Here is a 23,306-nt window from a genome sequence, read left to right on the forward strand (position 1 = left end):
TCGCGGCCGCGAGCAGCGCGAACGATCCGGCCGCGACGCACACCGACCCGCGCAGATATGCACGCCGGTTGCCGTGCCGGTCGGTATGGCGGCCGCTCCACACGCGCATCGCCATTGCGCCGAGTTGCAGCGCGACCATCGCGGTGCTGATGCCGGCGAGCCCGAGCCGGCCGAAATCGTGCAGGAACACGGTCGCGAACGTGAGCACCGCGAACTGCGGCGCACACAGCGCGCCGATGCCGAGCACGATGCGCCACACGCGGCCGCTCGCGAGCGGGCTGCGACGGGGCGCGGCCGGCGGTTGCGACGCGCCAGCCCGCGTTGCGGTGACGGACGGCGCCGCGGGCGGCTCGTGCAGCCAGCGCCACGTCAACGCGGCCGAGCCGGCACACAGCAGCATCAGCGCGCCGTACACCGCGGCGAAGCCCGCATGCGACGCGAGCGACGGCAGCAGCGCCGCGCCGACACCGCCGCCGAGCGGCACGGCCGTCTGCCGGATGCTCATCGCGAGGCCGCGTTCGCGCTCGCCGAACCAGCGCATCACCGCGCGTCCGCTCGATCCGTTCACGCTGCCGCCGAGCAGGCCGACGCAGCACATCGCCGCGACGACGCGCACGAGCGGCGGCACCGCGTGCGCGCTCGGGACGATCGAGGCCACCATCAGCGCGAACATCGCCGCGGTCGCGATCAGGCCGCCGAGCAGCACGCGGCGATCGCCGAAGCGGTCGGCGGCAATGCCCCACGGCAGCTCCGACAGCGCGACGCCGAAGCCGAGCGCGCCGAGCACCAGCCCGAGCGCACCGTTGTCGAGGTGATAGGCAGAGCGCATCCACACGGCGGTGGTCGGAATGCCGGCCGCGGCGGCGGAAAAGCTCATGTTCGCGGCGACGCCGGCCGCGAGTACGCGCCAGCGATGCGCCGGGCCGCGCGCGTCGCGCACGGCCGAGGGCGGGGAAGCGAGGCAGGTGGTATCCATGACGACAGGCCCGTTCGGAAATTGACATCGTCAGTGTGGCCGCCTACATTCATCCTGAAAATCGGAAAGTTTTTTATGAATCGTTCGATAAAACGGGATGATTGAAATGTCCGCACCAGACGATGGCCAACACGCGGCGCCCGACGCCGCGCTGGCCCGGCCGAACTTCGATGTCGCGGCGTTGCGCAGCCTGGTCGCGGGCGTGGACCTCGGCAGCTTCGCGCGGGCGGCCGATCGCGTCGCGCGGTCCACGTCGGCGGTGAGCGCACAGATCCGCAAGCTGGAGGAGCAGGCCGGCACGCCGCTGTTCGTGAAGGCCGGGCGCGGGCTCGCGCTGACCGACGCCGGTGACGCGATGCTGCGCTATGCGCGCCGCATCATCGAACTGAACGACGAAGCGGCCGCGGCCGTGCGCGGCGTGAATCTCGACGGCTGGGTGCGGGTCGGCCTGCAGGAGGATTTCGGCGAAGCGATCCTGCCCGACGTGCTTGGGCGTTTCGCACGCGCGCATCCGAAGGTGCGGATCGAGGCGCGGGTGGCGCGCAACGCCGAGCTGCTCGAGCGGCTCGACGCGAACCAGCTCGATCTCGCGCTCGTGTGGGGCGATCCCGCATCGGCAACGCTCTTGTCGCGCGCGGGCATCGACAGCGACGCGATTGCGCAGGTGCCGATGCAGTGGATCGCGGCGGTCGGCGCCGGCGGCGTGGGGATACCCGACGGCGGTGGACCGGCAGATGCGGCCCACGGTGGCGGTACAGGTATTCGCGCGCTGCGCGCGTCCGGCGAGCCGTTGCCGCTCGTCGTGTTCGACCGGCCGTGCCGGTTCTTCGGCGCGGCGACCGACGCGCTCGACCGCGCGGGCGTGCCGTGGCGCGTCGCCTTCACGACACCGAGCCTGGCGGGCCTGTGGGCTGCGGCGGCGGCCGGCCTCGGGTTGACCGTGCGCTCGCACTACGGGCTGCCCGCATCGGTGCACGTGCTCGACGCGCCATCGTTCGGGCTGCCGGCGCTGCCGAACCTGCCGCTGATGCTGCTGCGGCGTACGTCGTCGGCGACGCCGACCGTCGAGCGGCTCGCGCGGATCGTCACGCGGGCGGTGCGGGCCGCGACGCAGCGGGAGGCGGTGGTGCTGGCGGCATGAGGACGCATCGCGGAGCAGCAGCCCCGCGTGTGTTCGCATTCCTCTGCCGAACGGCCGAATGGAGCGGTCGGGCGAACCGGACTACCGTGATGGACACCTGAAACGGAGGTCCTCATGCAACGCGCAAAGCCACCCAACGGCGCCCCGATCGATCCATCGCAACGCGGCGACGCGTCGAGCGCGGCCGGCGGCGCGCCCGCCGCTCGAACCGCGCAGCCCGATCTGCCGGTTCGGTTCGGCGTCCTCGAAGGCGAGGCCTGGATCGCAGACGATTTCGATGCGCCGCTGCCGGCATCGCTGCCGGATGCGTTCGAGGGACGGTGATGCGTGTGTTGCTCGATACGCACGTCTTTTTGGTGATCGTGACGAATGACCCGAAGCTCAGCGGGCGGGCACGCGCACTGAGCTCCGCTGCCGACGAACGCTGCGTCGGCAGCGCTGAGTATCTGCGAGGCCGCCATCAAGTCCGGCCTCGGGAAGCTCGGCATCGACGTGCGCAGACTGGTCCGCTCGACCGGCGCAAGCGGTGCTCGCGAACTGCCGGTTCGCACCGCCCACGGGGCTGCAGTACGCGAACTGCCGCACCATCATCGCGACCCGTTCGACCGCTTGCACGTCGCGCAGGCTCGGCACGAGCCATTGACACGGGTGACGGCCGACGCGCAGCTTGCACGCTACGGCCGGTCCGTCGTTCTGACAGTTTGGGACACTCTGGCTGCGCAGCGCACTGTTGCCCGACCCGCGCATCGCATCGCGGCCTATGCCGCAGCCGCGTCCGCGTCCACGTCGAATTCGGCGAGGGCGGCAAGGATTGTCGCCAGTTTCTCCCGCAACCCCGCGCTGGCCGGCACGAACGGCAGCCGCAACCCGTCCTCGCACCACCGCTGCGCGGCCAGCACCGCCTTCACCGGCGCCGGATTCGGCTCCGCGAACAGCGCCGCAACCAGCGGCTGCAACGCGACCGACAGCCGTCGTGCATCGGCGAGCCGGCCGTCGCGCAGCAGCGCATGAATACGCACGTGCCATTCGGGCAGCACGTGCGCACTGCTCGCGATCGCGCCGTGCGCGCCGGCGCACAGCGCCGCGAAGTTCTGGTTGTCGTCGCCGGACAGGATCGCGAGCGGCGTGTCGTGCACGAGCCGGCTCATCCGGTCGAGCGTGCCGCCGCACTCCTTGATGCCCGCGACGCGCGAGTCGCGCGCGAGCGCCTGCAGCGTCTCCAGTTCGACGTTCACGCCGGTGCGGTACGGGATGTTGTAGACGAGCACCGGCAGGCCGGCCGCGTCGACGATCGCTTCGACGTGGCGGCGGATCCCGTCCTGCGTGGGCCGCACGTACACGGGCGGCGTGACGAGCAGCCCGTCGGGCCGGAGTGCGGCGAGCTCGCGTGCGCGCGCGGCCGCGAAGTGCGTCGCGCTCGCGGTCAGGCCGACGACGATCGGCAGCCCGGGCACTGCGCCGCGCAGTGTCGCGAACACGGCGTCCTGTTCGCGCGCGTCGAGCAGCACGCCTTCACCGGTCGTCGCGCCCGCGACGAAGCCTGCGATGCCGGCGGCCGCATAGTGGCGCGCGAGTCGCGCAAGTGCGCGGTGGTCGACCTCGCCGTCGTGAAACGGCGTGATGATCGGCAGCCAGATACCTTCGAAACGTGTGTGCATGCAAAGCCTCATGGTGGAAACGGAGTGGGAGGAAACCGTTCCGCCGGCGGTGTGCCGGAGCGAGGCGTGCGAGCAAGGAGAATGAAACGACCTGCGGGCATCCCGTCCGGCATTCGCCTGACGGGACGCGACGTCCCCGTCAGTCGAGGAGTCGTTTTTTGAGTTTCAGCCCGGCCGCGCGCGCACCTGCCGCGACGGCGGCAAGGATCGACGGGGAGCGCAGGGCAGCGGACATGGATGAACCGTTGAGTCGTGAAAAGGGCTGAGCGGCGATCTTAACACCGGAGCCGGCGCGCACGCGAGCCGCGCGTGCCGTTTAGCAGGATTCGAGATTTGCTTTCCACGACAGATTGGAAGGGCGGCCGCGCGCGGCCGCTAGAATGCCCGCTTACGTTTCGATGACAGCGCGCGAGCGCGCCGTCACGCATGGTCAACACCACTGAACGGGGCACATCACGATGGCAAGCATCAAGGGGATCGGCCGCTGGCTGCATACGGGCGCCGCGGCGGCGCTGGTCGTGGCGGCAACGGCCGCGCACGCTGACACGTCGATCCTGAACGTGTCGTACGACGTGACGCGCGAGCTGTACAAGGACATCAACACGAGCTTCGTCGCCGCCTACAAGCAGCAGACCGGCGAAACCGTGACGATCAAGCAGTCGCACGGCGCATCGAGCGCGCAGGCGCTGTCGGTGCTGCAAGGGCTGCAGGCCGACGTCGTGACGATGAACCAGCCGAACGACATCGACCTGCTCGCCGAGCGCGGCCAGCTGCTGTCGAAGGACTGGCGCGTGCGCTTTCCCCACAACAGCTCGCCGTACTCGACGACGATGGTGTTCCTCGTGCGCAAGGGCAACCCGAAGGCGATCAAGGACTGGAGCGATCTCGCGAAGCCGGGCGTGCAGGTGATCATCGCGAACCCGAAGACGTCGGGCAACGGCCGCTACGCGTACCTTGCCGCATGGGGCTACCAGAAGCAGAAAGGCGCGACCGACCAGCAGGCGCTCGACTTCGAGAAGGCGATCTTCCGCAACGTGCCGGTGCTCGACTCGGGCGGCCGCGGCGCGACGACGACCTTCACGCAGCGCGGCATCGGCGACGTGCTGGTCACGTTCGAGAACGAAGTCGCGCTGATGGATTCCGGCGTGGCGGGCGCCGAATTCGACGCCGTGTATCCGTCGGCGAGCATTCTCGCGGAGCCGCCGGTCGCCGTCGTCGACAAGGTTGCCGACAAGAAGGGCACGCGCAAGGTCGCGCAGGCGTATCTCGACTACCTGTACACGCCGCCGGCGCAGGAGATCATCGCGCAGCACCATCTGCGTCCGCGCGATGCGAACGTGCTGAAGAAGCACGCGGCCGAGTTCAAGCCGCTGAAGACGTTCAGCGTCGAGCAGGTTTTCGGCAGCTGGGCGAACGCGCAGAAGACCCACTTCGCCGATGGCGGCACGTTCGATCGCGTGATCGTCGACCGCAAGTAGGCGCGGCGCACGCCGCACGCCGCAGGCCGCACGCGTGCAGGCAGGACCACCGCGCAGCCGGCCGCCCATGCGGCCGGTTTTTTTCGTCCCGCCGCGGCTGATGCCCGCTCCGCATCGCTGCGCATTTCCGGCCGCCGCGTTCGCGTGCTACGCTCATCGCCTTCCTGCTTCAGGCCTCGCGCGATGAACGTCGATTCGTCCTCCCCCGCCTCCCGCGGCCGTGGCCGCAAGCTCTGGTCGGGCACTCGCCCCGTGATCGCGTACGGGATGCCGCCGCTCGGCTGGCGCGACCTGTACCACCGCGCGCTGACGGTCAGCTGGCCCGTGTTCTTCCTGTCGCTCGCGGTGCTGTTCCTGCTGCTCAACGGCGGCTTCGCGACGCTCTATCTGCTCGGGCACGCGTCGATCGCGAACCAGTCGCCGGCCGGGTTCGCCGGCGCGTTCTTCTTCAGTGTCGAGACGCTCGCAACCGTCGGCTACGGCGACATGCATCCGCAGACGGTCTACGCGCACGTCGTCGCGACGTTCGAGATCTTCATCGGGATGTCGGGCATCGCGCTGGCGACCGGCCTCGTATTCGCGCGGTTCTCGCGGCCGCAGGCGAAGATCCTGTTCGCGCGCTACGCGATCGTGCGGCCGCTGAACGGGCGGATGACGCTGATGGTGCGTGCCGCGAATGCGCGCCAGAACGTGATCGCCGAAGCGCAGGCGAAGCTGCGGCTGATGCGCGTCGAAGGCACGCACGAGGGCTATACGCTGCGCAAGATCCACGACCTGCCGCTCGTGCGCAACGAGCATCCGATCTTCCTGCTCGGCTGGAATTTGATGCACGTGATCGACGAAACCAGCCCGCTGTTCGGCGAGACGGCCGAATCGCTCGCCGCGCGCGATGCGTCGCTGCTGATCACGATCGAAGGTTCCGACGAAACGACGTCGCAGACCATGCAGGCGCGCTACTCGTGGGCGCACGCGGAGATCCGCTGGCTGCACCGCTATGTCGACCTGATGCACGAGGAGGACGGCGTCACCCACATCGACTACACGCATTTCCACGACGTCGTGCCGGTGGAGCACGATACCGATGCCGACGAACGCGGTTCGCCGGGCGTGGTCGTCGACGCCGGGGCGGCCGCGCGTCAGGCATCGGGGCCGGCGGCGTAGCGCGGGGCGCCGGTGTGAACCGACGCGGCATCCCGGCGCGATCGCCGCTACGCGATGCCGCGCCGTTCCCGCCGCATCACGCGTGCAGCAGCCGCGCCGCTTCGCGCTGTTCGACGGCGACTGCGCGGCGGTAGCCGTCGCGATCCTCGGCGCGAGCGACGTAGTCGCCGAGCACACCTTCGTGCGGCAGCAGGTGTGCGTCGAACGCGATCTTCAGCGTGCTGGCGAGCAGCAGGTCGGCCGCGGTGAAGTGGTCGCCGACGAGCCACCGGCGATGGGCGAGCGTCTGCGCGAGCGCACGCTGCACGCGCGTAATGTTGCCCCAGCCGAATGCGACCGGATTGCCCGACGCGCCGGTGAATTTCTCGGCCATCGCGGGCTCGAGGCAGGTGGGCGTGAAGAACATCCACTGCAGGAAGCGGCCGCGCAGCGGATCGTCGGGCGCGACACCGAGCCCGGCACCCGGGCAGCGATCGGCGAGATAGAGCAGCACGGCGCCGGATTCGGCGAACGGTTCGCTGCCGTCGTCGAGCGCGGGCAGCTTGGCCATCGGATTGACCTGGACGAACGCGTCGCTGCCCTGTTCGTGCGAGCGCAGATCGATCGGCACGAGCTCGTAGACGGCGCCGATTTCCTCCAGCATCCACAGCGCCCGGAATGCCCGGGTTTTCGGCCAGTAGTAGAGCTTCATCGCGCCTCCGCGTATCAGTGTGCGTGTCGGTTCGGTCGTTGCTCAAGCGTACCCGAGCGGCAGAGGTTCGGACAGTGGCGAATGGGAACGCGATGGGGCTCGGTTGGGCGGCGAATTGCGGGCATGCGAGGTCGCCGTGAGCGTAAATTTCCCGCGGATCGCCCGCAAAGCGCCGCGCGACGGGAGTTCGTCGTAGGACTAGTTATCGACTAACTAATTGCTAGTTGTCTGGCGAACAGCTGTTCTCGAACCAGCACCGCTACACTGTCCCGCGCAAGTTTGCGGTGACGGCGCGGCTTGGTCGGATGAACGCGTGAGGAATCGCTTTCCACGGACCGCGGCAGGTGCCAGTCGCGTCAGCATGCGAAGCGCGAACGGCCGTCCGGCAGGCGCTCGAAGACGCGCGTGGCTGCGACCGCGGCGGGCACGCCGTACGCGGGCGGTGTGTCGCGAGTCGTCGGGGTCATTGAATTCGAGCTCATGCGAGCGTATTCGGCGAATCACGTGCTGTCGTCACGCGCCGCATCTACCTGCTCCATCGCATACGGAGAACAGCAACGAATGACGAACGACGATCGCATCACGATCATCCCGCGGCGCACGCCCGAATCGGCCGCGATGCGCGCCGAACTTACGCGGACGATGGCAATCACCGCCAGGCTCAATCGGCTGACGTTCGACGATGCGGACGAAATTCGCGCGTTGTTCGGAGAACTGATCGGCAAACCGATGGATGCCGGGTTCCTGCTGATTCCGCCGTTCTATGCGACGGGCGGCGCCGACATGCAGATCGGCCGCAACGTGTTCGTCAACCAGAACTGCACGTTCTACGACCTCGGCGGCCTCGATATCGGCGACGACGTGATGATCGGGCCGAACGTGAGCCTCATCACGTCGGGCCATCCGATCGAGCCGTCCCGCCGGCGCGAGGTCGTCGTCGCCCGGCCGATCGCGATCGGGCGCAACGTATGGATCGGCGCGGGCGCGACGATCGTCGGCGGCGTGACGGTCGGCGAGAACGCGGTGATTGCCGCCGGTTCAGTCGTGACGAAAGACGTTCCGCCGGATACGCTGGTTGGCGGAAACCCGGCGCGCGTCATCCGCTCGATCGCGGCGTGACGGGCTTGCCGATGCCGCGCGCCGGCGGGCGAATGTGGACAACCGCCCCTTCCATTCAGTCGAAACGCTGTGGAATCGAATGGTGAGCGCGCGGGCGCACGCAGAATCGACGCGGCTTTCCGGCGTTTGGCGTTGATGGCGGACACGTCCGTGAACTGACATTGCGCGCTGCGTCAGCGTTGAATCCATACGTCTTTTCGGTTGTGGATATCCCCGCCCGGGATCACTCGGCACGCTGTGCATTTCACCGGTGAGCGCGAACGCCCGCGGCGCGAATGCGCGATGGAGCGTGTGGACAACCGGGGCTCGCAACGAAGAAAAATGCTGTGCTTTCAATCGGTGAGCGGCGACGCCCGATTGCGTGTGGTGCTTGCCTGGCAAGGACTTCCGGCGGGCGTCGCGCGCAACTCGGCACGACGCGCATTCTAACGGCCCGCGCGATCCGGTAATAGATCCGAACGCGCACCACGGTGTGGATATCCTGCTGCGCAATTCACTCGGAGCGCTGTGAATCCGGATGGTGAGTGCCAGCGCGCGAGCGTGCCGGAATGCGGCATGCGGGGCCGCCAATAACGCCCGACCTGGCTTCGCGGGTCGCGCATTCTAACCGTACACGCGACCGTGCGTGTCGTTCGAGTGCGTCCGCCGATGTGGATATCCGGCCCGCGAAGCGACTCGAAGCGCTGTGTATTTCCATGGTGAGCGTAATGGGCCGATCAGCCGTCGGGCCGCTCCAGTGCGGCTGTTCGGAGCCGAGCGCACGGGCCGCGGACTGATCGCATGCGCCGCCGTCCACGCGCGAATCGACGCTTCCGTGAGGCGACGCGCCGGCTCTCACCGTCGAATTTCACAGTGTCTCGAGTGGTTGGGTTGTCGAGCTATCCACACCGCGATCGATGCGCTCGTTCGGTCACTGCGCCGACCCTCACCATCGAATTTCACAGTGTCTCGAGTGGTTTGGTTGTCGAGCTGTCCACACCCGAATCGACGCACGCGTTCGATCGACGCGCTGACGTTCACCATCGAAATTCACAGCGTATCGAGTGGTTCGCGGGTGGAGCGATCCACACCCGAATCGGCGCAGTCGTTCGATCACTGTGTCGACGCTCACCGTCGAGTTTCACAGTGTTTCGCGTGGTTTGGTCGTCGATCTATCCACACCCGGTTCGGCCTGCTTGTTCGATCGCCGCGCCGATGCTCACCGATGAATTTCACAGAATCTCGAGTGGTCGGCGGGTCGATCGGTCCACGCCCGGATCGGCCTGCTCGTTCGCTCGCTGCGCCGACACTCACCGTTGATTTTCACAGTGTCTTGAGTGGTTTGGGTGTCGACCCGCGCACACCCGAATCGCCACGGTCGTTCGATCGCCGAGCCGGTGCTCGCCGTTGCATTTCGGAGTGTCTTGAGTGGTTTTGGTGTCGAGCCATCCGAACCCGAATCGCCGCGTTCGTTCGATCGCAGCCCCGACAGTCACCGTTGAATTTCACAGTGTTTGCAGTGGCCGGTTGCCGATCTCTCCACACCGGAATCGACGCATTCGTTCGCGCGCCGCGTGCGACCGCAACACGTGTGGATATCGCGTCACCGAACCGACTCGCAATCCTGTGCGCCCGAAAGGTGAGGGCGAACGCCGCATCTGCGGGACACGGACCCACGGTGTGGATATCTGCGCTCGACATCGACTCGTCGCGCTGTGGATTTCAGCGGTGAGCATCGGAATCCGCCCGATCGGCGGCGCGATTACGGTGTGGAAATCCACGCCACGACTCGACTCCAAACCCTGTGCAATCGACCGGTGAGTGCGCGCGCCGATCGGCCGGCAGCGAACGCATTGTGGACATCCTGCGCGCGATCCCAATCGGATTGCTGTGCATCCGGACGGTGAGGACGTGCCGTTCCGGCGCCGAAACCCCGCCGAAACCCCGCCGAAACCCGCCGAAACCCCGCCGAAACCCCGCCGAAACCCCGCCGAAACCCCGCCGAAACCCTTGTCCGGCGGCCGGCAAGCATTCGCCGCCGCATCCGCCGACCACCCGCGCCATTCCGGCGCCATTCCCGCGCTTACCGGCGCAACCAACCGCCGCGCCCGAACGGGCTCGCCGCCCTTCGCCGAATCGCCCGCGCGAGAACTCTCTCAATTCCGGCTCAAAATCTGCGCAGTTTTTCTCACTCCGCGCCGTCCCGCGCAAGATGAGAAAAAACTTTCTCGTCTCCCCGCGAAAAAATAGAGCCATTCAGCTGCCCCGGCCGGCGTCGCCCGACGCCGCGGTGCGCGGCCCCAGAACAGCACAATCAGGAGACATCCCCATGACCGCCCGCCTGCCCGTCGACGGCACGCCCGCACTATCGGACTACCGTCTGACCGACAACCTGACCGCCACGCGCGGCCGGATCTTCCTGACCGGCACGCAGGCGCTGGTCCGCCTGCTGCTGATGCAGCGCGCGTCCGACATCGCGCAGGGCCTGAACACGGCCGGCTTCGTCAGCGGCTACCGCGGCTCGCCGCTCGGGATGGTCGACCAGCAGCTGTGGAAGGCGAAGAAACTGCTCGATGCCGGCGGCGTGCGTTTCCTGCCCGCGATCAACGAGGAACTCGGCGGCACCGCGGTGCTCGGCACGCAGCGCGTCGAGGCCGATCCGGAGCGCACCGTCGATGGCGTGTACGCGATGTGGTACGGCAAGGGCCCGGGCGTCGACCGTGCGGGCGACGCGCTGAAGCACGGCAACGCGTACGGGTCGTCGCCGCACGGCGGCGTGCTGGTGGTGGCGGGCGACGATCACGGCTGCGTGTCGTCGTCGATGCCGCATCAGAGCGACTTCGCGATGATCGCGTGGCACATGCCGGTCGTGAACCCGTCGAACATCGCCGACATGCTCGAATTCGGCCTGTACGGCTGGGCGCTGTCGCGCTACTCGGGCGCGTGGGTCGGCTTCAAGGCGATCTCGGAGACCGTCGAGTCGGGCTCGACCGTCGATCTCGACGCACTGCAGACGCAATGGCCGGCGCCGCCGGGCTTCACGCCGCCGGCAGGCGGCCTGCACAACCGCTGGCCCGACCTGCCGAGCCTCACGATCGAGGCGCGCCTCGCCGCGAAGCTTGACGCGGTGCGCCATTTCGCGCGCACCAACAGCATCGACAAGTGGATCGCGCCGAGCGCGCAGGCGGACGTCGGCATCGTCACCTGCGGCAAGGCACACCTCGACCTGATGGAAGCGCTGCGCCGCCTCGACCTGACCGTCGACGATCTCGACGCGGCCGGCGTGCGGATCTACAAGGTCGGCCTGTCGTATCCGCTCGAGATGACGCGCATCGAGACCTTCGTCGACGGGCTCGCGGAAGTGCTGGTGATCGAGGAGAAGGGCCCCGTCATCGAGCAGCAGATCAAGGACTACCTGTACAACCGTGCGGACGGTGCGCGCCCGCGCGTGCTCGGCAAGCACGATGCGGCGGGGGCATGCCTGCTGTCCGAGCTCGGCGAACTGCGGCCGTCGCGGATCCTGCCGGTGTTCGCCGAATGGCTCGCGCGCCACAAGCCGGCGCTCGATCGCCGCGAACGCGTCGTCGATCTCGTCGCGCCGCAGATCCTGTCGAACGAAGCGGATGCGGTGAAGCGCACGCCGTACTTCTGCTCGGGCTGCCCGCACAACACGTCGACGAAAGTGCCGGAAGGCTCGATCGCGCAGGCCGGCATCGGCTGCCACTTCATGGCGTCGTGGATGGAGCGCGACACCACCGGCCTGATCCAGATGGGCGGCGAAGGCGTCGACTGGGCCGCGCACGCGATGTTCACGAACACGAAGCACGTGTTCCAGAACCTCGGCGACGGCACCTACTTCCACTCGGGCATTCTCGCGATCCGTCAGGCGGTCGCGGCGAAAGCGAACATCACGTACAAGATCCTCTACAACGACGCGGTCGCGATGACGGGCGGGCAGCCGGTCGACGGCAGCATCTCGGTGCCGCAGATCGCGCGGCAGGTCGAGGCGGAAGGCGTGTCGCGCTTCGTCGTGGTGTCCGACGAACCGGAGAAATACGACGGCCATCACGGCCAGTTCCCGACCGGCACGACGTTCCATCACCGCAGCGAACTCGACGCGGTGCAGCGCGAGCTGCGCGAGACGCCGGGCGTCACCGTGCTGATCTACGACCAGACCTGCGCGGCCGAGAAGCGCCGTCGCCGCAAGAAGGGCGAATTCCCCGACCCGGACAAGCGCCTGTTCATCAACGACGCGGTGTGCGAAGGCTGCGGCGACTGCGGCGTGCAGTCGAACTGCCTGTCGGTGGAGCCGCTCGAGACGCCGCTCGGCCGCAAGCGCCGCATCGACCAGTCGTCATGCAACAAGGACTACTCGTGCGTGAACGGCTTCTGCCCGAGCTTCGTGACGGTCGAAGGCGCGGCGCTGAAGAAGGCGGCCGGCGCCGCGTTCGACGAAGCGGCGCTCGCCGCGCGCGTCGCCGCGCTGCCGGTGCCCGCGACGCATCTGGACGCGGCGCCGTACGACATGCTCGTGACGGGCGTCGGCGGCACGGGCGTCGTCACGGTCGGCGCGCTGATCAGCATGGCCGCGCACCTCGAAGGCAAGAGCGCGTCGGTGCTCGACTTCATGGGCTTCGCGCAGAAGGGCGGCTCGGTGCTGTCGTTCGTGCGGATCGCGTCGAGCGACCGCTGGCTGAACCAGGTGCGCATCGACACGCAGCAGGCCGACGTGCTGCTCGCGTGCGACATGGTCGTCGGCGCGAGCGCCGAGGCGCTGCAGACGGTGCGCCACGGGCGTTCGCGGATCGTCGTCAACACGCACCGGATCCCGAACGCGTCGTTCGTGCAGAACCCCGACGCGAGCCTGCACGCGGACGCGCTGCTGGAGAAGATGCACCACGCGGCCGGCGACGGCTATCTGTCGAGCTGCGACGCGCAGGCGCTCGCCGCGAAATTCCTCGGCGACTCGATCGGCGCGAACATCCTGATGCTCGGCTACGCATGGCAGCTCGGTCTCGTGCCGGTGTCGCTCGCCGCGATGATGCGCGCGATCGAGCTGAACAACGTCGCGGTGCCGATGAACAAGCTCGCGTTCTCGATCGGCCGGATGGCCGCGGGCGACGCCGCGGGCCTCGACGCGTTGTGGAACGCGCGTCACGCGGCGGCCGCCGTGCACGCCGCGCCGGAGACGCTCGCCGAGCTGATCGCCGATCGCGAGGCGCGTCTCGACGCGTACGGCGGCGCGCGTTATGTCGAGCGCTACCGCGCGCTGGTGAGCGCGGCGCGCGCGAAGGGCGACGATGCGCTGACGCGTGCGGTCGCGACGACGTTCTACCGGCTGCTCGCGGTGAAGGACGAATACGAGGTCGCGCGGCTGTACGCGGACGGCGCGTTCCGCACGGCGCTGCAAGCGCAGTTCGAAGGCGTGCCGGGGCAGGACTATCGCGTGAAGTTCAACCTGGCGCCGCCGACGGTCGCGAAGGCCGGCCGCGACGGCAGCGCGCCGAAGAAGCGCGTGTTCGGCCAGTGGATGTGGCCGGTGCTCGGCATGCTCGCACGTGTGCGCAGCCTGCGCGGCACGTGGCTCGATCCGTTCGGCCGCACGGCCGAGCGCAGGATGGAGCGCGCGCTCGCGGACGACTACGAGACGACGCTCACGCGTGCGCTCGCCGCGATGACCGCAGCCAATGCGGCGCAGGTCACGCAGCTGGCCGATCTGCATGCGCGCGTGCGCGGCTTCGGTCACGTGAAGGTGCGCAACCTCGCCGGCGTGAAGCGTGCGGAGCGCGAGCTCGCGCTGCAGCTCGGGATCGACGCGGCGACGAGCGCGGCCGTGCAGCACGCGCTCGACGAGATGAAGGGCGCGGGGATGCTGAAGGGGATTCCGGTCGTCGTCGCGAAGTAACGCGAACGCGCGGATGTGAAAACGGCGACGTGCAGCCTGCGCGTCGCCGTTTTTTCATGGATGGCCGCGTCGCCGTGCGACGCGCGCTGCGCTCAGACGATCCCTTTCTTGCGCGTCGACAGCGCCGTTTCGGACAGATCGATCTCGCGGATCAGCTTCGTCAGCGTCTCGTCGGAAATCTTGCTCTCGCTGCGCAACCGGTACAGCACCGAACGTTCCGCGCGCACCGCCGCGATCCGCATCTGCAGTTCCATCGTTTCCGTCTGCTTCGCTTGCGCGCGCGGCGTCGGGCCGTCCTCGGCGAGCGCGGCGAGGCGGCGGCGATACTGGTCCATCACGCGCGCGGAGATGTCCGCGCAGCGCGCGGCGCCCGATTCGTCGAGATCGGCCGAGATCGCGTCGTGCGACGCATCGATCGCGCGGATCGCGGCCTGCGCGGCGGCCGCGCGCGCGGTGCGCTCCTCGTCGGCGAGCGGGTTGCGCGTCGAACGCACGCCGCGCAGCAGCAGCGGCAGGCCGATCACCGCGACGATCAGCGAGCCGAGGATCACCGCCGACGCAACGAAGATCGCGGTGTCGCGCCCGGGCAGCGGCGCGCCGTCGGACAGCGCGACGGGAATCGACAGCACGCCCGCGAGCGTGACCGCGCCGCGCACGCCGCCGACCGTCATCACTGCGATCGTGCGCACGCCGGCCATCGTGCCCGCGAGGCCGTGGCGCGCGGCGCGCCGGCTCGCGATCCAGCGCAGCAGCCAGACCCACAGGAAGCGGATCGCATAGAGCGCGAGCATCATCGCGCACACGTTGAAGATCATCCGGCCGACCAGCGCGTCGCTCGTGTGATGCGCGTCGACGAGCGCGCGGCCGATGATGTGCGGCAGCTGCAGCCCGAGCATGATGAACACCATGCCGTTGAACACGAACTCGATCATCGCCCACGTGCTTTCCGCGCGCACGCGCGACGCGACGGTGCTTTTGCGCGAGAAGCTCGTGTAGTTCATCATCATCCCGGCCGACACGGCCGCGAGCACGCCGGACAGGTCGAGGTGCTCGGCGAACAGGTACGCGGCGAACGGCACGAGCAGCGTCATCACGATGCCGGGGGCCGGATCGCCTTCCTGCTCGGCGTTCAGGAAGCGCGTCGACAGCGCGCTGAACAGCCACGCGACGATCGCGCCCGTCGCGAGCCCGCCGGCCGCGACGATCACGAACGTGATCGACGCGTCGCGCAGCGAGAACACGCCGGTGAGCGCGGCCGCGATCGCGAACTTCAGCGCGACGAGGCCCGACGCGTCGTTCATCAGCGCCTCGCCTTCGAGGATGTGCATCAGCTGCGGCGGAATGCGCCCCTTGCCGGCGATGCCCGACAGCGCGACCGCGTCGGTCGGCGACAGCACGGCCGCGAGCGCGAACGCGATCGGCAGCGGCAACTCGGGTATCAGCCAGTGCGCGAAGTAGCCGACCGCGAGTACCGTCATGAACACGAGCCCGAACGCGAGCATCAGGATCGCGCGGCGCTGCAGGTACAGCTCGCGTTTCGGAATCCGCCAGCCGTCCGCGAACAGCAGCGGCGGAATGAACAGCAGCATGAAGATTTCGGGATCGAACGTGACGTGCAGATCGAGCTTCGGCCACGCGAGCATCGCGCCGAACACGATCTGCATCAGCGGCAGCGGAAGGCGCAACGGCAGCACGCGCGTGATCGCGCCGGACAGCGCGACGGTGAGCAGCAGGATCAGGACTGTGAAAACGATTTCCATCGATACGGCGGGTGCGGAGAATGAAACGACCGTACGGAGTGTAGCGTGACGACGTGACCGGTGCGTTCGAGCGCGCCGGTGCGGATGCACGCAAACGGTGCAGCCGGCTCGCGCCACGCTGGTGCGGCGGCGCCGAACCTACGCACCGCGCACGCGTTCAGCGCTTGCACGGAGCTTGCTTGATGCTTGCGTACCGTTCGGCACCGGCCGGACAACCGAGGATTCCACCATGACATTGCGCACGCCGTCCCGTTCACCCGCCGCGATCCGCGGCATCGCCAGGAGGGCGCCATGACGATCGTGCAGCAGGAGCGTCCGGCCGCCGCGTCGCCGTACCGTTTCGAGCGGGAGATGAGCTCCGGCCTCGAACGGCTGGCCACGCAGCATCGCGACCTGACGCTCACGACCGTGTTCCAGCCGATCTTCAGCCTGTCGCACCAGCGCGCGGTCGGCTACGAGGCGCTGCTGCGCGCGCACGATGCGCTCGACCGCGCGGTGTCGCCGCTCGACGTGTTCGGCGAAGCCGCGCGCCAGGGCGAGCTGCTGCAGCTCGACCGGCTCGCGCAGGCGCTGCACCTGGAGAACTTCGCGCTGCTCGGCGCCGAGCGCGAGTGGCTGTTCCTCAACGTGCATCCGGGCGTGCTCACCGACCCGTTCCAGGCGGCCGCGCTGCTCGCGAACCTGAAGCGCGTCGGGATGCCGCCGCGCCGCATCGTGCTCGAGGTGCTCGAACAGCGCGCGGAAGACGTCGAACGGCTCGCCGACGCCGTGCGCGAATTCCGCGCGCAGGGCTTCCTGATCGCGCTCGACGATTTCGGCGCCGGCCACTCCAATCTCGAGCGCATCTGGCAGCTGAATCCGGACATCGTGAAGCTCGACCGGATCATGCTGTCGCACGCGGCGCACCGCACCGGGCTCACCGCGATCCTGCACGGCCTCGTCACGCTGCTGCACGAGGCCGGCAAGCTGGTGCTCGTCGAAGGGATCGAGACCGAGCACGACGCGCAGATCGCGCTGTCGTGCGAGGCCGATTTCGTGCAGGGCTATTACTTCGGCCGTCCGGCGCCCGGCCTGCCCGACAGTGCGGCGGCGACCGGCTGCATCGCCGAGCTCACCGAGCGGTTTCGCGAGCAGACCGACGCGCGCGAGCGGCGCGACGCGCAGCGGCTCGCGCCGTACCTGCGCGCGTTCGAGCGCGCGGCCGAGCGCGTGGCGGCCGGCGAGCCGCTCGACGAGGTGTGCTGGAACTTCCTTGCGCTCGACGCTGCGGCGCGCTGCTTCCTGCTCGATGCGCGCGGCCGGCAGGCGGGCCGCAACGTCGTGCTGCGCGCCGATCGCGCGCTCGCCGAGGCGCGCTTCTCGCCGCTCGCGGATGCGCAGGGCGCGAACTGGCTGCGTCGGCCGTATTTCCGCACGGCGATCGCCGAGCCCGGACGCGTGCAGGTGACGCGCCCGTACCTGTCGATCAACGAGGCGCAGCCGTGCGTGACGCTGTCGGTGGCCGTGCGCATCGGCGATGCGCAGCATGTGCTGTGCGGCGATATCGACTGGGCCGACGAGGACGCCGACGGCGCATAGCGACGCGGCGATGCTGGCGCGGTTCGCGCCGCTCGGCTAGGATTTGCGCATTGTCCAGACGATTCGCGAGCCGCCGATGACCCGAACCGCCGCTTCCGCCGTCCTCCTCGAAGTGATCGCCACGACCGTCGGCGACGCGAAGGCCGCCGCGCGCGCGGGCGCCGACCGCCTCGAACTCGTGACCGCGATCACCGAGGGCGGGCTCACGCCGAGCGTCGGGCTGATCGAGGCCGTCGTCGCTTCCGTGCCGATTCCGGTGAACGTGATCGTGCGCCCGCACAGCCGTTCGTTCGTCTACGACGCCGACGACCTGCGCGCGATCGAGCGCGACGTGCGCGCGGCCGTCGCGGCCGGCGCGAACGGTGTCGTGTTCGGCGCGCTCGATGCGCGCGGCGATGTCGATCTCGGCGCGCTCGAGCGTATCGCGGCCGCGGCCGACGGGCGCCATCTGACGTTCCATCGCGCGTTCGACGTGTCGCGCGATCTCAACGCCGCGTTCGACGCGCTGCTGCGCGTGCCGGCCGTCACGTCGGTGCTGACGTCGGGCGGCCATCCGTCGGTGCTCGACGCCGTCGCGACGATCGCGCGGCTCGTGCGGCACGCGGCCGGTTCGACGTGTACGGTGCTGGCCGGCTCGGGGCTGACGGTCGATGCGGTCGGCGATTTCGTTCGCGCGACGGGCGTGCGCGCGGTGCATTTCGGCTCGGGCGTGCGGATGCGCGGCGAGGTGCTGGCACCGATCGACGAACAGCAGATCGAACGCGTGCGCGCGGCGCTCGACGGGGCGGCGGCACACGTGTGATGCCGCCGCGACGCGCATCAGTCGTAACGGATCGCCAGATCCTTCAGGATTTCGACGTTGCCCCATTTGAACGAACAGCGCCGGCCGACCTCGACCGCGTGGCCGTCCTGTGTTTCGCTGACCGCCGCGCAGCCGCCGGAGATCTTCACGGTGGGCGTGCCTTGCTGCGACAGCGGAAACTCGATCGCCGCATCCTTCGGGATCGTGTGCGTGAGCGCGACGTCCTCGATATAGTCGTCCGGCAACACGAAGATCAGCGTACGGTCGACCTTGAGCGTGTAGTAGTCGTGCTGGAACGGTACGTTCGTCACGCACAGTTCGCTGGTGTGTCCGTTCAGTGTCTGCGTCGAGCATTTCGGTGCCGCGGCATGCGCGGTCGTTGCGACGAGGGCGAGCAGCATCAGTGCCGTTTTCTTCATTCCTGTTTCCCCGGATGTGTGACTGGATGTCCGCGCGGTCGCCGGGCATTCGGTGCGCCCGGCGTTTCGCGGCGGAAACGCAATGTTAGTGCGGCGCTTGCGTCCCTGCACGCAATCGGCAACGCGGTTTGACGAAGCATGAAAAAAGCCGGGGCATGCCCCGGCTTTTTCGTTTGCGCACGATACGCGCGGCGCGATCGACTGCTTACGCGTTCTCCGCCAGCGCATCGGCCTGGCTCGCGCGAATCCCGAGCCGCTCGAACAGCGCGCGGTCGCGCTGCGTCTGCGGGTTGCTCGTCGTCAGCAGCTGGTCGCCGTAGAACATCGAGTTCGCGCCCGCGAGGAAGCACAGCGCCTGCATCGCGTCGTCGAGCTGCTCGCGGCCGGCCGACAGCCGCACGACGGCCTTCGGCATCGTGATGCGCGCAACCGCGATCGTGCGCACGAATTCGAACGGATCGAGCGGCGCGGTGCCTTCGAGCGGCGTGCCTTCGATCGCGACGAGGTTGTTGATCGGCACCGATTCCGGATACGGGTTCAGGTTAGCGAGCTGCGAGATCAGGCCCGCGCGCTCGCGGCGCGATTCACCCATCCCGATGATGCCGCCGCAGCACACGTTGATGCCCGCATCGCGCACGCGATCGAGCGTGTCGAGACGGTCCTGGTACGTGCGCGTCGAGATCACCTGGCCGTAGAACTCCGGCGACGTGTCGAGGTTGTGGTTGTAGTAGTCGAGGCCCGCATTCGCGAGCTGCTGCGCCTGTTCGTCCTCGAGCATGCCGAGCGTCATGCAGGTTTCGAGGCCCAGTTCCTTCACGCCGCGCACCATCTCGGTCAGCGCCGGCATGTGGCGCTCCTTCGGGTTGCGCCATGCGGCGCCCATGCAGAAGCGGCTCGCGCCGTTCGCCTTCGCCGCGCGCGCGGCGTCGAGCACCGCGTCGACGTCCATCAGCTTCTCGGCCTTCAGCCCCGTGTCGTGGTGCGACGACTGCGAGCAGTAGCCGCAGTCTTCCTCGCAGCCGCCGGTCTTGATCGACAGCAGCGTCGACAGCTGCACCGCGTTCGCGTCGAAGTGCTCGCGATGCACCTGCTGCGCGCGGAACATCAGGTCGTTGAACGGCAGCTCGAACAGCGCGACGACGTCGGCGACGCGCCAGCGCTGCGGCGCCGGAGCGGCCACGGGGATCGCGTCGGATTGCACGGCGGCGGTCTGGGCTTGGGTCATGGTGGTTTTCCTTCGTGAATGCGGGGATCGGGGCGTCAATGCTGCGCGGCGCGCAGCGTGTCGACGAGCGCGGCGATGTCGAGCATCGCCGCGGCGGATTCGGGGTCGGCCGCGCGCATGTGCGCGATGCGGCCGACGAGCGGCGCGCGATGCTCGCGCGCGAGCCAGTCGCGGATCGTCGCGACGTTCTCGTCGGCGTACGACATCGCCGGGTCGACGTGGTTCGCGACCCAGCCGGCGAGCGTGAGGCCGCGCGCGGCAATTGCGTCGGCCGTCAGCAGCGCGTGGCTGATGCAGCCGAGCCGCACGCCGACGACCAGCACGACCGGCAGGCCGAGCGCGACCGCGAGATCGGCCGTGTCCTGCGTGTCGTTCAGCGGCACGCGAAAGCCGCCGACGCCTTCGACGACGACCACGTCCGCGCGCGTCAGCGCTTCGCGGTGGCTCGCGACGATCGTGTCGATGTCGAGCGTCACGCCTTCGTGCGCGGCGACGATGTGCGGCGCGGCCGGCGCCTTCAGCAGGAACGGCGTGCGCAGTTCGGGCGGCAGCACGACGTTCGCGGCCGCGTCGAGCTGGTCGGCGTCCTCGTTGCGCCACACGCCGTCGCGCTCGTACGCGCCGGCGGCGACGGGCTTCAGCGCGGCCGCGCGCAGCCCGTGCCGCGCGAAGCCGTGCAGCATCGCGGCCGATACGAAGGTCTTGCCGATCTCGGTGTCGGTACCCGTGACGAAAAGCGAAAGGGGGGCGGTCATGCGGCTTCCTTGCTGGCTTCGAGCAATGCGGCTTCGAGCCGCGCGAGATCGTCGAACGAATGCGCGGCCGACAGCGAGATGCGCAGCCGCGACGTGCCGGCGGGCACCGTCGGCGGCCGGATCGCGGGCACCCACAGGCCGTGCGCGTCGAGCGAGCGCATCGCCGCGAGCGTCGCGTCGTTGCTGCCGATCACGAGCGGCTGCACGGCCGTGTGCGAGTCGACCGGCTGCCAGCGCGTCGTGCGCAGCAGTGCGCGCGTGCGCTCGATCAGCGCGGCGAGGTGTGCGCGTCGCGCGTCGCCTTCGTCGCCGGCGATCACCTTCAGGCTTGCCGATACCGCATGCGCGACGGCCGGCGGCGCGGCCGTCGTGAAGATGTAGCTGCGCGCGCGCTGGATCATCCATTCGATCACCGTCTCGTGCGCGACGACGAACGCGCCCGCGACGCCGGCTGCCTTGCCGAGCGTGCCGACGTAGAGCAGGTTCGGCGAGCGCAGCGCGGCGGCCGCGAGCGCGCCGCGGCCCTGCGGGCCGAGCACGCCGAAGCCGTGCGCGTCGTCGACGACGAGCCATGCGTGGTGGCGCTCGGCCAGCGCGACGAGTTCGGCGAGCGGCGCGATGTCGCCGTCCATGCTGAACACGTTGTCGCTGACGATCAGCTTCGTTTCGGCCTCCGACGCATCGAGCAGCGCGGCGAGCGCGGCCATGTCCGCATGCGGATAGACCTGCACGTTCGCGCGCGACAGCCGGATCCCGTCGATCAGCGACGCATGGTTCAGCGCGTCGGAGAAGATCGTTGCGTGCTTGCCCGTCAGCGCCGTCATCGCGGCGAGGTTCGCCATGTAGCCGGTGCTGAAGTACAGCGCGCGCGGCGCGTCGCAGAAGCCGCCCGCGAAGCCGGCGAGCTCGTCCTCGAGCGCCGCGTGCGCGCGCGAATGGCCGCCGAGCAGATGCGAGCCGCCGCTGCCGGAGCCGTAGCGCTGCGCGCCTTCGGCGAACGCGGCGACGAGCGCCGGATGCGCGGCGAGGCCGAGGTAATCGTTGCTCGCGAAGCCGACGATGTCGCGGCCGTCGACGCGCATGTGCGCGTCGCAGGCGGTGTCGGCGGTGCGGCGCACGCGGCGCAGGCCCTGCGCATCGAGTTCGGCGAGGCCGCGCTGCAGCGTGTCGAGGAGGGGCGTCGTGGTCATGCGGCCTCCGCGAGCGTCGCGTCGAGCGTCTCGCGCGTGCGCTGCGCGAGCCACGCGATGTCGTCGTCGCTCATCACGTACGGCGGCATCAGGTACACGGTCGTACCGATCGGGCGCAGCAGCAGCTCGCGTTCGAGCGCGCGTTCGAAGAAGCGCCGCGAGAAGCCGCGTGCCGCGTCGCCGTCGAGCGCGACGTCGAACGCGAACAACGTGCCGCGTTCGCGCAGGTCGCGCACCTGCGGGTGCACATCGAGCGGCGCAAGCGCGGCGCGCATCGCGGCCGACTTGCGCGCGTTGGCGGCGAGCACGTCGTCGCGCGCGAACAGGTCGAGCGTCGCGACGGCCGCCCGGCACGCGAGCGGGTTGCCCGTGTACGAATGCGAATGCAGGAAGCCGCGCGTCGTGTCGTCGTCGTAGAACGCCGCGAACACGTCGTCGCGCGTGAGCACGAGCGACAGCGGCAGGTAGCCGCCGCTGATGCCTTTCGACAGGCACAGGAAGTCGGGCCAGACGCCGGCCTGCTCGCATGCGAAGAAGGTGCCGGTACGGCCGCAGCCGACCGCGATCTCGTCGGCGATCAGGTGCACGCCGAACTCGTCGCAGAGCGCGCGCAGGCCGCGCACGTACGACGGATCGTGCATCGCCATGCCGGCCGCGCACTGCACGAGCGGCTCGACGATCAGCGCGGCGATCCGGTCCGCACGGTCGGCGAACAGGCGGCGGACGTCGTCGAGCGCGCGGCCCGCGACGTCGGCGGCCGTCTCGCCCGGCAGCGCGCCGCGCGCGTCCGGCGACGCGACCACGTGCGCGTTGCGGATCAGCGGGTCGTACGCGTCCTTGAACAGCGCGACGTCGGTCACGCCGAGCGCGCCGATGGTCTCGCCGTGATAGCTGTTCGCGACGCACACGAATTCGCGCTTGTCCGCGCGGCCGCGGTTGCGCCACGCGTGGAAGCTCATCTTCAGCGCGATCTCGACGGCCGACGCGCCGTCGGACGCGAAGAACGCGTGGCCGAGCGTGCGGCCGGTGAGCGCGTGCAGCCGCTCCGCGAGCTCGATCGCCGGTTCGTGCGTGCAGCCGGCGAGCATCGCGTGCTCGAGCGTGTCGAGCTGGTCCTTCAGCGCCGCGTTGATGTCCGGGTTCGCATGGCCGAACAGGTTCACCCACCACGAGCTGATCGCGTCGAAATAGCGGCGGCCGTCGCGGTCGTACAGCCACACCCCCGCGCCGCGGGCGACGGGGATGAGCGGCAGGCGCTCGTGGTGCTTCATCTGGGTGCAGGGATGCCAGACCGCGCGCAGGCTGCGCGCGACCCAGTCATCGGTGGCTGGCGTACTCAAGGCAACTCCGGGGATCAAACGGCGGCGGGTATCGAACCGGATACCGCGCGGCGACAGACGGAAAACGCGCTGAGATTAGCGTGTTCCGCCGCCCGTTGCACTACCGGTTACAAACGCCGCAAAGCCTTG

Annotated in this window: 17 protein-coding genes and 1 pseudogene; 9 read left to right on the forward strand and 9 right to left on the reverse strand. The window is 69.2% G+C overall.

The annotated features are described in order from the left end of the window. A partial coding sequence (locus Q3A80_RS18610; RefSeq protein WP_446330393.1) for an MFS transporter occupies positions 1 to 976 on the reverse strand: 976 nt, incomplete at its 3' end. 97 nt (positions 977 to 1,073) lie between these two features. Between Q3A80_RS18610 and Q3A80_RS18615 the strand changes: the two genes are divergently transcribed. The 3 genes and pseudogenes from Q3A80_RS18615 to Q3A80_RS18625 form a co-directional block, all read left to right on the forward strand. Further along, positions 1,074 to 2,117: a LysR substrate-binding domain-containing protein gene (locus Q3A80_RS18615; RefSeq protein WP_446330394.1), complete on the forward strand. Its 1,044-nt coding sequence runs from the start codon at positions 1,074 to 1,076 to the stop codon at positions 2,115 to 2,117. Between the two features lie 114 nt (positions 2,118 to 2,231). Then, complete coding sequence (locus Q3A80_RS18620) at positions 2,232 to 2,441, forward strand: hypothetical protein (RefSeq protein ID WP_446330395.1); 210 nt, start codon at positions 2,232 to 2,234, stop codon at positions 2,439 to 2,441. Continuing rightward, positions 2,441 to 2,819 (forward strand): annotated as a pseudogene (locus tag Q3A80_RS18625) (type II toxin-antitoxin system VapC family toxin); the annotation flags it as partial. The gene Q3A80_RS18620 and the pseudogene Q3A80_RS18625, both read left to right, overlap by 1 nt. Before the next feature lie 56 nt (positions 2,820 to 2,875). Here Q3A80_RS18625 and dapA read toward each other — a convergent pair. Then, complete coding sequence (dapA, locus tag Q3A80_RS18630; protein WP_446330396.1) at positions 2,876 to 3,775, reverse strand: 4-hydroxy-tetrahydrodipicolinate synthase; 900 nt, start codon at positions 3,773 to 3,775, stop codon at positions 2,876 to 2,878. Between the two features lie 458 nt (positions 3,776 to 4,233). Here dapA and Q3A80_RS18635 point away from each other — a divergent pair, with 458 nt between their 5' ends. Together Q3A80_RS18635 and Q3A80_RS18640 are read left to right on the forward strand one after the other, a co-directional pair. After that, a complete protein-coding gene (locus tag Q3A80_RS18635; protein ID WP_446330397.1) occupies positions 4,234 to 5,253 on the forward strand; it encodes a sulfate ABC transporter substrate-binding protein in 1,020 nt (339 codons plus the stop codon). Between the two features lie 183 nt (positions 5,254 to 5,436). Next, positions 5,437 to 6,414 carry an ion channel gene (locus Q3A80_RS18640; protein WP_446330398.1) on the forward strand — a complete coding sequence of 326 codons (978 nt, stop codon included), beginning with the start codon at positions 5,437 to 5,439 and terminating at the stop codon, positions 6,412 to 6,414. A 76-nt stretch (positions 6,415 to 6,490) separates the two neighbouring features. Here Q3A80_RS18640 and Q3A80_RS18645 read toward each other — a convergent pair whose 3' ends face one another. Continuing rightward, positions 6,491 to 7,105 (reverse strand): glutathione S-transferase family protein, encoded by a 615-nt coding sequence (locus tag Q3A80_RS18645; RefSeq protein ID WP_446330399.1) that lies wholly within the window; start codon positions 7,103 to 7,105, stop codon positions 6,491 to 6,493. 561 nt (positions 7,106 to 7,666) lie between these two features. Here Q3A80_RS18645 and Q3A80_RS18650 point away from each other — a divergent pair. Continuing rightward, positions 7,667 to 8,224, forward strand: a complete 558-nt coding sequence (locus Q3A80_RS18650) for a sugar O-acetyltransferase (RefSeq protein WP_446330400.1) — start codon at positions 7,667 to 7,669, stop codon at positions 8,222 to 8,224. A gap of 2,308 nt (positions 8,225 to 10,532) precedes the next feature. Further along, complete coding sequence (locus tag Q3A80_RS18655; protein WP_446330401.1) at positions 10,533 to 14,108, forward strand: indolepyruvate ferredoxin oxidoreductase family protein; 3,576 nt, start codon at positions 10,533 to 10,535, stop codon at positions 14,106 to 14,108. Between the two features lie 92 nt (positions 14,109 to 14,200). On the opposite strand, the gene Q3A80_RS18660 is transcribed toward Q3A80_RS18655, so the two are convergent. After that, the gene (locus Q3A80_RS18660; RefSeq protein ID WP_446330402.1) at positions 14,201 to 15,868 is read right to left on the reverse strand and encodes a Na+/H+ antiporter; all 1,668 of its coding nucleotides are present in this window, start codon (positions 15,866 to 15,868) and stop codon (positions 14,201 to 14,203) included. Positions 15,869 to 16,159: 291 nt separating this feature from the next. Between Q3A80_RS18660 and Q3A80_RS18665 the strand changes: the two genes are divergently transcribed. Both Q3A80_RS18665 and Q3A80_RS18670 read left to right on the forward strand, forming a co-directional pair. Continuing rightward, complete coding sequence (locus tag Q3A80_RS18665; protein WP_446330403.1) at positions 16,160 to 17,446, forward strand: sensor domain-containing phosphodiesterase; 1,287 nt, start codon at positions 16,160 to 16,162, stop codon at positions 17,444 to 17,446. Between the two features lie 76 nt (positions 17,447 to 17,522). Then, positions 17,523 to 18,248, forward strand: a complete 726-nt coding sequence (locus tag Q3A80_RS18670; protein WP_446330404.1) for a copper homeostasis protein CutC — start codon at positions 17,523 to 17,525, stop codon at positions 18,246 to 18,248. Positions 18,249 to 18,265: 17 nt separating this feature from the next. Here the strand turns inward: Q3A80_RS18670 and Q3A80_RS18675 are convergent, their stop codons facing one another. From Q3A80_RS18675 to bioA, 5 genes are all read right to left on the reverse strand, one after another. Continuing rightward, positions 18,266 to 18,667 carry a hypothetical protein gene (locus tag Q3A80_RS18675; protein ID WP_446330405.1) on the reverse strand — a complete coding sequence of 134 codons (402 nt, stop codon included), beginning with the start codon at positions 18,665 to 18,667 and terminating at the stop codon, positions 18,266 to 18,268. A gap of 205 nt (positions 18,668 to 18,872) precedes the next feature. Continuing rightward, complete coding sequence (gene bioB, locus Q3A80_RS18680; RefSeq protein ID WP_446330406.1) at positions 18,873 to 19,892, reverse strand: biotin synthase BioB; 1,020 nt, start codon at positions 19,890 to 19,892, stop codon at positions 18,873 to 18,875. Between the two features lie 35 nt (positions 19,893 to 19,927). Next, positions 19,928 to 20,647 carry a dethiobiotin synthase gene (bioD, locus tag Q3A80_RS18685; RefSeq protein ID WP_446330407.1) on the reverse strand — a complete coding sequence of 240 codons (720 nt, stop codon included), beginning with the start codon at positions 20,645 to 20,647 and terminating at the stop codon, positions 19,928 to 19,930. Continuing rightward, the gene (gene bioF, locus Q3A80_RS18690; RefSeq protein ID WP_446330408.1) at positions 20,644 to 21,837 is read right to left on the reverse strand and encodes an 8-amino-7-oxononanoate synthase; all 1,194 of its coding nucleotides are present in this window, start codon (positions 21,835 to 21,837) and stop codon (positions 20,644 to 20,646) included. The genes bioD and bioF overlap by 4 nt, the downstream gene beginning before the upstream one ends. Further along, positions 21,834 to 23,177 carry an adenosylmethionine--8-amino-7-oxononanoate transaminase gene (gene bioA, locus Q3A80_RS18695; RefSeq protein ID WP_446330409.1) on the reverse strand — a complete coding sequence of 448 codons (1,344 nt, stop codon included), beginning with the start codon at positions 23,175 to 23,177 and terminating at the stop codon, positions 21,834 to 21,836. The genes bioF and bioA overlap by 4 nt, the downstream gene beginning before the upstream one ends. Positions 23,178 to 23,306: the final 129 nt, after the last annotated feature.

The sequence above is a fragment of the Burkholderia sp. SR8 genome (genome assembly GCF_052851275.1).